General features: G+C 39.4%; 6 protein-coding genes. 4 read left to right on the top strand and 2 right to left on the bottom strand.

The genetic code is table 11. The features are described 5' to 3' along the window. Window positions 1-2,932, bottom strand: a 2,932-nt coding sequence (locus tag HMPREF9074_RS09335; protein WP_034540393.1) for a SusC/RagA family TonB-linked outer membrane protein, incomplete at its 3' end; no start/stop codon positions are given. 268 nt (window positions 2,933-3,200) lie between these two features. Beyond that, the gene (locus HMPREF9074_RS09330) at window positions 3,201-3,896 is read right to left on the bottom strand and encodes an SAM-dependent methyltransferase (RefSeq protein ID WP_009389824.1); all 696 of its coding nucleotides are present in this window, start codon (window positions 3,894-3,896) and stop codon (window positions 3,201-3,203) included. Window positions 3,897-3,993: 97 nt separating this feature from the next. Between HMPREF9074_RS09330 and mnmE the strand changes: the two genes are divergently transcribed. The 4 genes from mnmE to HMPREF9074_RS09310 form a co-directional block, all read left to right on the top strand. After that, complete coding sequence (mnmE, locus tag HMPREF9074_RS09325; protein WP_009389825.1) at window positions 3,994-5,403, top strand: tRNA uridine-5-carboxymethylaminomethyl(34) synthesis GTPase MnmE; 1,410 nt, start codon at window positions 3,994-3,996, stop codon at window positions 5,401-5,403. 24 nt (window positions 5,404-5,427) lie between these two features. Then, window positions 5,428-6,627 (top strand): DUF998 domain-containing protein, encoded by a 1,200-nt coding sequence (locus HMPREF9074_RS09320; protein ID WP_009389826.1) that lies wholly within the window; start codon window positions 5,428-5,430, stop codon window positions 6,625-6,627. 37 nt (window positions 6,628-6,664) lie between these two features. Next, on the top strand, window positions 6,665-7,597 hold the full coding sequence (locus HMPREF9074_RS09315; protein ID WP_009389827.1) for a phospholipase A: 933 nt from the start codon (window positions 6,665-6,667) through the stop codon (window positions 7,595-7,597). 142 nt (window positions 7,598-7,739) lie between these two features. Then, window positions 7,740-7,994, top strand: a 255-nt coding sequence (locus tag HMPREF9074_RS09310) for a TetR/AcrR family transcriptional regulator (protein WP_034540391.1), incomplete at its 3' end; no start/stop codon positions are given.

The following is a 7,994-nucleotide window of genomic DNA, read 5'->3' as shown; positions in this document are numbered from 1 at the left end:
TAAGTCGTTTAGCAGCAATAGGCGAATAGCCGTTAGCTAAATAGTCTGGGTCATCACCATTTAGTTTTTTATCAGCGTAAAGCAGTGCAAGGTTAGTGCCTTGTAGTTTTACACTGAGTTGGCGCAATTTATTTCTCTTTAGAAAATCTCTGCCAAAGGTGTAGCCTATAGAGATTTCTTTCAGGCGTATATTATCACCCTTAGCTACGCGTACATTAGAGTAATCATAGGTGTTGTACGCTTGTATGATGTTGTTATATCCTCCGTAAAGGTCGTACATATAGGTAGTGTAGAGTACCGGTATATTGGTGCGCTGTTCATCACCAGGGTATTGCCAACGGTTGTTGAGTTCGCGAGGAGCTACCCAAAAGTCGTTATAAGAATTGGTCAGCTTGCGCAAGCGTACCACATTGCCATAAGAATAGGTAAATACCACACCTAATGTTAAGCCCTTATAGCTGAATGAGTTACTGAAACTTCCTTTGTCAGTAGGGATAAGGGTGCCTGAGTACTCTAAGAAATCTACATTGCGGTTATCAAAACGGATACCACTCACAGTGCTGTTACCATCACTATCTAAGAAAGTAGGTAAACCCTTATCGTTCAAACCATTAAAAGGTACTGAGAAGATAGAGCGCAGTGGGTAACCTTCTTTAGCAAATCCCGCTACTGATTTAGAACTACTCGAATAGCCTATCATATTACGTACCGTAGGGTTAGTAAGCAGTTTAGTAATTTCGTTTTTAGAGCGTGAGTAGATGAAAGAGGTTTTCCAACTGAAGTCCTTAGTCTTGATGTTGGTAGTCTCTAATCCTAATTCTACCCCGCGAATACGTAGTTCTGCCATATTCCCTTTTTTAGTGATAGTACCTCCCACTCCTTGGGTTACGATGTTGCCTATCAGGTCGTAACTTCTACGGTTAAACCATTCTGCTGATACATTGATGCGGTTGTTAAATAACCCGAATTGGGTACCAAGGTTTAACTCTTGGTTTTTTTCGTAGGTAAGGTCGTGGTTAGCATTATCAACTATGTTTAGCCCAATCTCGCGCTTAGACGAGTTGCGCCAAGGCATATTAGTATAGATTTGCGAAAGTGAGTTGCTAACTGATGGCGAAATGGCGGTAATACCAAATGAAGCTTTAAATGAAAGGTGCGAAAGAGGTTTTAGGCGAGGGAAGAACTTTTCGTTGCTTACACTCCAATTTACTCCTACGTTCCAAGTAGGCATCCAGCGTATATAGCGCGATTCAGCAAATTTGTTAGAAGCATCATAGCGTAGTGTGCCGTTTATAGTATAACGATTGCCAAAGGTATAACTACCATTAGTGAAAAATGCTTGATTGTTGTTTATAGTGTTGTAAATGCTGTAGTAAGAGCTATTTTCTTCTTGTAGTTTTTTGAAAAAAAGATACGTGTAATAACTATAGTTGCCCGAGCCGAATAGCACACCATAATTCTGGTTCTTATCATCGGTATTTTTATAGTTATCCATTTCTACCCCCGCAAATAGCGATACGTTGTGAAGACCGTCTTTAAAACTATCGTTATAGCGCAAGGTAGCACGGAAGCTATTGCCTATAGTAGTACGGTCTCTTCGCTCGCGTATCCCACCTTCAGGTAGTACGATACTTGGCAAGTCGTAAGGGTCATTAGGGTCGTCATATAATCTAGGATTATAGGTGCGTACTAATGAGTTAGGCATTGCTCTGTATGACTGTGCGTAGTTCGAATTTTCTTTAAACTCAGTATTTTGCTGGTTGATGTAGTACCTGATAGCCCCCATCATAGTAGCCTCTACTTTTTTAGTGATTCTATAGGTCAACTCCGCTTGTAGTCTAAGGTTAGCAATGTTAATGTTTTTATAGGCATTATCTATTTCATTGAAGATATTATAAGGAGCAAAATCATTTACGTAGTATTCTTTAGGGTCCATACTGCGCGAGTGCGTTACAGCATAGTCGTATATATCTTGCTTAGGGGTCGTTTCTTTTCTGTATGAAAGGTCAGAAATTACATTCAATTTAAACTTAGAAGATAAGTTATAGTTAGCGTTTAAGTTGCCCGAATATTGGCTTAGTTGGTCTCCTTTTGTCCATCCTGGGTCAAAAAGCCCACTTAATGAGGCGTAGTAAGATGATTTTTCAGTACCTGACGAGAAAGAAAGCGTATGGTTCTGCATTATGCTCGTTTGGAATAGCTCATTAAACCAGTTGGTATTGCGGCGTTCAGCGGCTTGCAAGTAAGCGGTGCGTCCTGCTTCAGTATTGGGTACTACCGAGTTTCCATTGCGGTCTAATACATAAAATAAATCATACATTCGCCCTATGATTCCTTTGTTTTGGGTGATAGATTGGTTTTCTGATTTAAAGTGCCCGCCTCTTATAAGTTCTTGTATTACCGACATTTGGTCTTGCGAGTTCATTATATTATACTCACCATACGTAGGTATAAACCTAAAAGTTGATTCATTGGTATAGGTGATGCTACTACCGCCCGTACTACCGCGTTTAGTGGTGATAGCTACTACCCCGCCTATGGCGCGTTGCCCGTAGATAGCCGTAGCCGAGGCATCTTTTAGTACCTTAAAGCTCTCTATACTTTCAGCGGTAAGCCCTGGTATAGCGGCAGCTATAAGCATTTTAGCATCGTCCGATACTAAGTCTTCAGGTTTTAGGTCTACAGTACCTTGTAGTACCACCCCATTTAGCACCCATAGCGGTTTAGTAGAACCCGATATAGAGGTAGCTCCCCGAGTGTTAGTATTCATAGGCGTCTGGGCCGTAGTTGTAGTTTGCGTAGTGGTTTTAGTAACTGTCTGAGTACCATTAGCTACTGACGACAGTGTTTTTTTAGGTTGCTGGGCAAAGGCTTGTCCTACAGTAGCTAACCACCCGAAAAAAAGCAGTTTGCTTAGTTTTAGTGTATTCATTATTTTAGTTTTAATTTTTATAGTTGTTTTCTTTTAGAAAATAGGTCGCAAATATACGTCATAAAACGTAATAATGCAAATTTTTTTTTCTAATTTGTATTTCACGCCCATTCCACCATCTCGTTTAATGAAAAACAGAAAAATTTTCTCTTTAGCTTTTCTCTATACAAACGATATAGGAACGATACAGGAAGAGCGAAGGCTTAGCGAACAATTACCGAAGGATAAACAACTGATAATAGTCTGTTAAATGGGAAAATTTACTATTTTAACGCCCGATAATAAATAAAGTAGGTCGTTTTTGTAGGTCTACAGAAGTGTGTTTCCATTGGCGAATAGGCAGTGTTCTGATACTTTCAGTAGGTAGTGTCAGGTCGGTAGCTATACACAAAAGGGTGTCAGGTTGCAGCGTCTCAATAAGGTCGGAGAGCAACTGCTGATTGCGGTAAGGCGTTTCTATAAAAAGCTGCGATTGCCCTTCTTGTACTTTTCGTTCCAATATTTTCAAGGTTTTGCGGCGTACTTGTTTGTCTATAGGCAGGTAACCGTTAAAAGCAAAGTTTTGTCCATTAAGGCCGCTCGACATCATTGCTAATAACAAAGACGAAGGGCCTACTAATGGTATAACTCTAAGAGCCTTCTGATGAGCAACTCGCACTATTTCAGCGCCTGGGTCAGCCACACCAGGGCAGCCTGCCTCAGAGATGATGCCAATAGAGTGTCCTTGCAGACAAGGAGCGAGATAAGCCGTATAATCAGGGGTAGATTGGTGCTTGTCAATAACGCTTATCTGTAGTTCACTTTGTGGTTTGTCAGGAGCTATAAGTTTGATAAACTTACGAGCTGACTTTTCGTTTTCAACTACAAAGTAGGTAAGTTCTTGCACCGCTTGGGCTACCTGTGGAGAAAGCACAGTCAGCGGACTTTCACCTAATAAATTGGGGATTAAATATATACTTGCCATTATTTTTTAGCTATAAATTGGCGCAAAGATAAGAAATAATGCCTTATTATTCGTTTTTTTGTGCTATTTTTGTGCCCTAAAAGATGAGTAAGAACAGATGAACGGACTTTATACAAGCGATACAATAGTAGCACTCGCTACCGCTACAGGAGCAGGTGCTATAGGGGTGATACGCCTTTCGGGCAATGAAGCGATTGCTATAGCCGACACTATTTTTAAGGCACACCACGCTAAACCATTAGCAGAGGTCGCAACTCATACAGTGCATTTGGGAATGATAGAAGCAGAAGGTCACCAGATAGATGAGTGTTTAGCTACCGTCTTCAAAGGGCAGCGTTCTTATACAGGCGAGCCAGTGGTCGAGTTTTCTTGTCACGGCAGTAGCTATATCATCGCTCAAGTGATGAAGAGCTGCTTAGCAAAAGGAGCGCGTTTGGCTGAAGCTGGCGAGTTTACTAAAAGGGCTTTCCTTAATGGCAAAATGGCTCTTAGCCAAGCCGAAGCAGTGGCAGACCTTATTGCCTCTGACTCTGAGGCTTCGCATAGAGTCGCACTACAGCAGATGCGTGGAGGCTTTGCTTCTGAAATAGAAACTCTTCGGGGTGAGTTGCTCAACTTTGCTTCGCTTATAGAACTCGAATTAGATTTTGCAGAAGAAGATGTTGCATTTGCTGATAGAGATAGTTTCAAGGCGCTTCTCAGCCATATCAAGCAGACGATTACGCAGTTAGTAGCTTCTTTTTCAGTAGGGAATGTACTCAAAAACGGTATGCCGGTAGCTATTGTGGGTAAGCCCAATGCAGGTAAATCTACTTTGTTAAATGCATTGTTGAATGAAGAGCGTGCCATAGTGTCAGATATAGCAGGCACAACGCGCGATACCATAGAAGAGGTACTGCATATAGGCGGTATTGCTTTTCGCTTTATAGATACAGCAGGTATCCGAGAGACGCACGATGCTATCGAAGCTATAGGAGTACAACGAGCTAAGGAAAAGATAGCCAAGGCACAAATAGTTATTTTCCTCTATAATCAGTATGATGACACAGTAGCCGATGTAGTAGCATTTGTAAAAGAGCACTACCGCGAAGGAGTGTTTTTTGTATTGGTACACAATAAAATAGATCTATATACTGAAGGGGTACACACTTTTGATGAGCAGGTGCGTCACGCTTTAGTAGGCTATAATATAACATTGCTAACCCTATCAGCTAAAGAGCGTGTATATTTAGAAGAGTTGAAACAATCGCTTACTAATTATGCCCAGCAAATCAATAAGGCAGCAGCAGGCAATACAGTAGTAACGAACCTACGGCATTACGAGGCACTACAGCAAGCACTCACGGCAGTCGAAAGGGTAGAAGAGGGGTTAGCATCAGGACTTTCAGCCGATTTGTTGGCTATAGACATACGCGAAACACTTTACTATTTAGGTAGTATCACAGGGGCAGTAAGCAATGATGAGGTACTAGGAAACATATTTTCGAAGTTTTGTATAGGTAAATAGTTTGTAATTTAAATTTGTTATAATATGGATAAACCTTCTGTAAAAAAAGGAATACGTACAGTGGTGGTAGCTATGCTACTTATTTTAGTACCACTGTTTTCATTGTTGGTGTTAAATGCCTCTTACGAAGCACTCTACCTATTCTTTGGTGGGTTGGTCATTAGTGCGATTCTGGTAGTTGGTTTTTTAGTTTACTATAGCTTTTACTACCGCTGGGCACGATGGTGTATGGGGGGTATAGGCGCCTTTCTGCTTTGGATACTTGTTGTAATCTATCTTGATGATATAAAAAAAGTATATTCTGATTGGTCAATCCCCGATAAGTATGCACGCTATAAAATATTAGAATACGAAACTTCTTATCGCGAACAAGGTAAAGAAATACAGTTTCTGATGGAAGATGATGTATATAATTATTATTTTCTAAACGCTAAGAACGAATTAGTATGCTTTGATCATTATTTAGGAGCTATGTACAAATATGATATAGGCGGAAGAATGATAGATAAATTTATATCTGAAAAGCTAGAAAATCACACACGTGAAGGATTTTTCTTAAACTATTACTTTGTCAATACTATTCGCAATTTTTATACCTCGTGGGCTATTGATGGTGATACACTAATGAAGCCCATTACTTTTGTAGAAGGTTCTGATAAGTGGAGTGCCAAGCAGCGTTTAGAGCACCTCAATATAGTAAAAGAAAAAGCTGAATGTTATATGTTAAAAGAAATAATAATATATGACGACGATGTAAGTGCAGCCCTCAACAAAGATAAATTAGGTGCTAAGGTAGTATATAGGCAAGACCAAAAATGGCAGTTTTTCTATCTGTCTACTGATAGTTTTGGAGATCTCTCTGTCTATTCATTACGAGAGAAAGGCTTAGAAAAGGGCTGGAATAATAATTTGTTCATTGATATAATGGATACAGGACAAAAGACAGAGAGTCATAAAAGAGGAATGATACGTCCGCAATATATTAGTTATGACGGTGAAAATCAGTATTATGACTTAGTGATAGACAATGTGACTTTTAGACTGAAAAATACACCCTATTATTATGATAACGGTAATAGAGAAGTATTTATGCAAAAGGAAACCCTCTACTGGAAAGATAAAGAGGCAAGTACAGAATCATTAGGTGACTATGAGGTGTATCAGAATGTACATTTGTACTACAAACTGCTAACAAATAGTAATAAACTCTATATCATTAAGTAATTTTTTTGCTACTTTTGCCCCGCTAAAAAATAAAGAAATGAAAAATACTTTACTGATAAGCCTACTGATAATAGGTAGTAGCGCAGTAGCACAAGAAACAACTACTATTGATACACTACAAGAGCCTCCAAGAGAAGAAGCTGTGATAAGCAAAAAACTACTATTAGAGCGTGCCCTTTCAAAAAATTGGGAACTCGACCGCGAAGACCAACGGGGTACTTTTAAGTTTGTAGACTATATGCCTATGTATGTGATGCCGTTTCGTTTTACCGATGTGCCTACTGAGCAACCCCAGAGCCTTAATCCAGACCGCCCTGTACCTGAGAGGCGCGATTATCAGCATATTGAAACTAAATTTCAGGTGAGCCTTAAGGCTAAGATTATGCAAGATGCTTTTGGCAAAGGCGATGTATGGGTAGCTTTCACACAGCAGGCCTATTGGCAGATGTATAATGGCAAACTATCGCGTCCTTTTAGAGAGATAAACTATGAACCAGAGCTTATTTTTACTTATCCGTTGAATCTTTCAGCAGGAGATTTCAAGATGAAAATGATAGGGCTTTCTGTCAATCACCAATCTAATGGTAAAGAAGCTGCTCATTCGCGCAGTTGGAACCGCTTTATACTGATGGGTATTTTTCAGTGGAATGAGGTGCTAATAAATGCGCGTTTTTGGAAACGTTTTACTGAAAAGCCTCGCGAAGACGATAATCCCGATATAGAGAATTACATAGGTAGATGCGAGCTCTCCTTGATTTTTCCTTTCAGAAAGAATGCCTTTTCTCTAAAGCTCCGCAATAATCTGAATCTCAACCATAATCGAGCGCATATAGAGTGTAATTGGATATATCCTCTTAGCCGAGATTTACGCATTGCTTTGCAAGCCTCCCACGGTTATGGTGATTCGCTGATAGACTATAATTACAAGCAAACAGTAGTGGGTGTAGGATTTACCTTCTTGAGTTTATAATGGTTAAAAAATATAAAGTTTCTTACAAAAGTAGGAAACTTTTTTTGTTTATTAAGTTTTTTTATACTACCTTTGTCCCCGAATTCAAGATGATTAGCAATTGGTAAATTGCTAATTAGCAAATTGACAAATTAATATAAGTATGAAAGAAGAAATAGTAAAGCGCGCACTGAATGATTTTATGCAGTATGGGTTTAAAACCTTTACAATAGACGATTTAGCAAGCAAAATGGGAATATCAAAAAAAACGCTTTATGAGCACTTCCCTTCTAAAAACGACTTAGTAGAGGCAGTATTAGATTATGCCTTAGATATGAGTTGCAAAGATGTAGAAGCTTTTGTACAAGGTGATGGCTCGGTAATAGAAAATGTATACCGCAATCAGAAAAAAGTAAAA

Origin of the sequence: Capnocytophaga sp. oral taxon 329 str. F0087 (genome assembly GCF_000213295.2) — a bacterium.
GTDB classification, from domain to species: domain Bacteria; phylum Bacteroidota; class Bacteroidia; order Flavobacteriales; family Flavobacteriaceae; genus Capnocytophaga; species Capnocytophaga leadbetteri_A.
Note: the sequence above shows the minus strand (reverse complement) of the source record. Positions and strands in the feature narration are given on the sequence as shown.

What these genes read in the sequence shown, in the direction of transcription:
- mnmE (WP_009389825.1), top strand. Translation starts at nt 3,994, where the DNA reads ATGAACGGACTTTATACAAGCGATACAATAGTAGCACTCGCTACCGCT.
- HMPREF9074_RS09315 (WP_009389827.1), top strand. Translation starts at nt 6,665, where the DNA reads ATGAAAAATACTTTACTGATAAGCCTACTGATAATAGGTAGTAGCGCA.
- HMPREF9074_RS09330 (WP_009389824.1), bottom strand. Translation starts at nt 3,896, where the DNA reads ATGGCAAGTATATATTTAATCCCCAATTTATTAGGTGAAAGTCCGCTG.
- HMPREF9074_RS09320 (WP_009389826.1), top strand. Translation starts at nt 5,428, where the DNA reads ATGGATAAACCTTCTGTAAAAAAAGGAATACGTACAGTGGTGGTAGCT.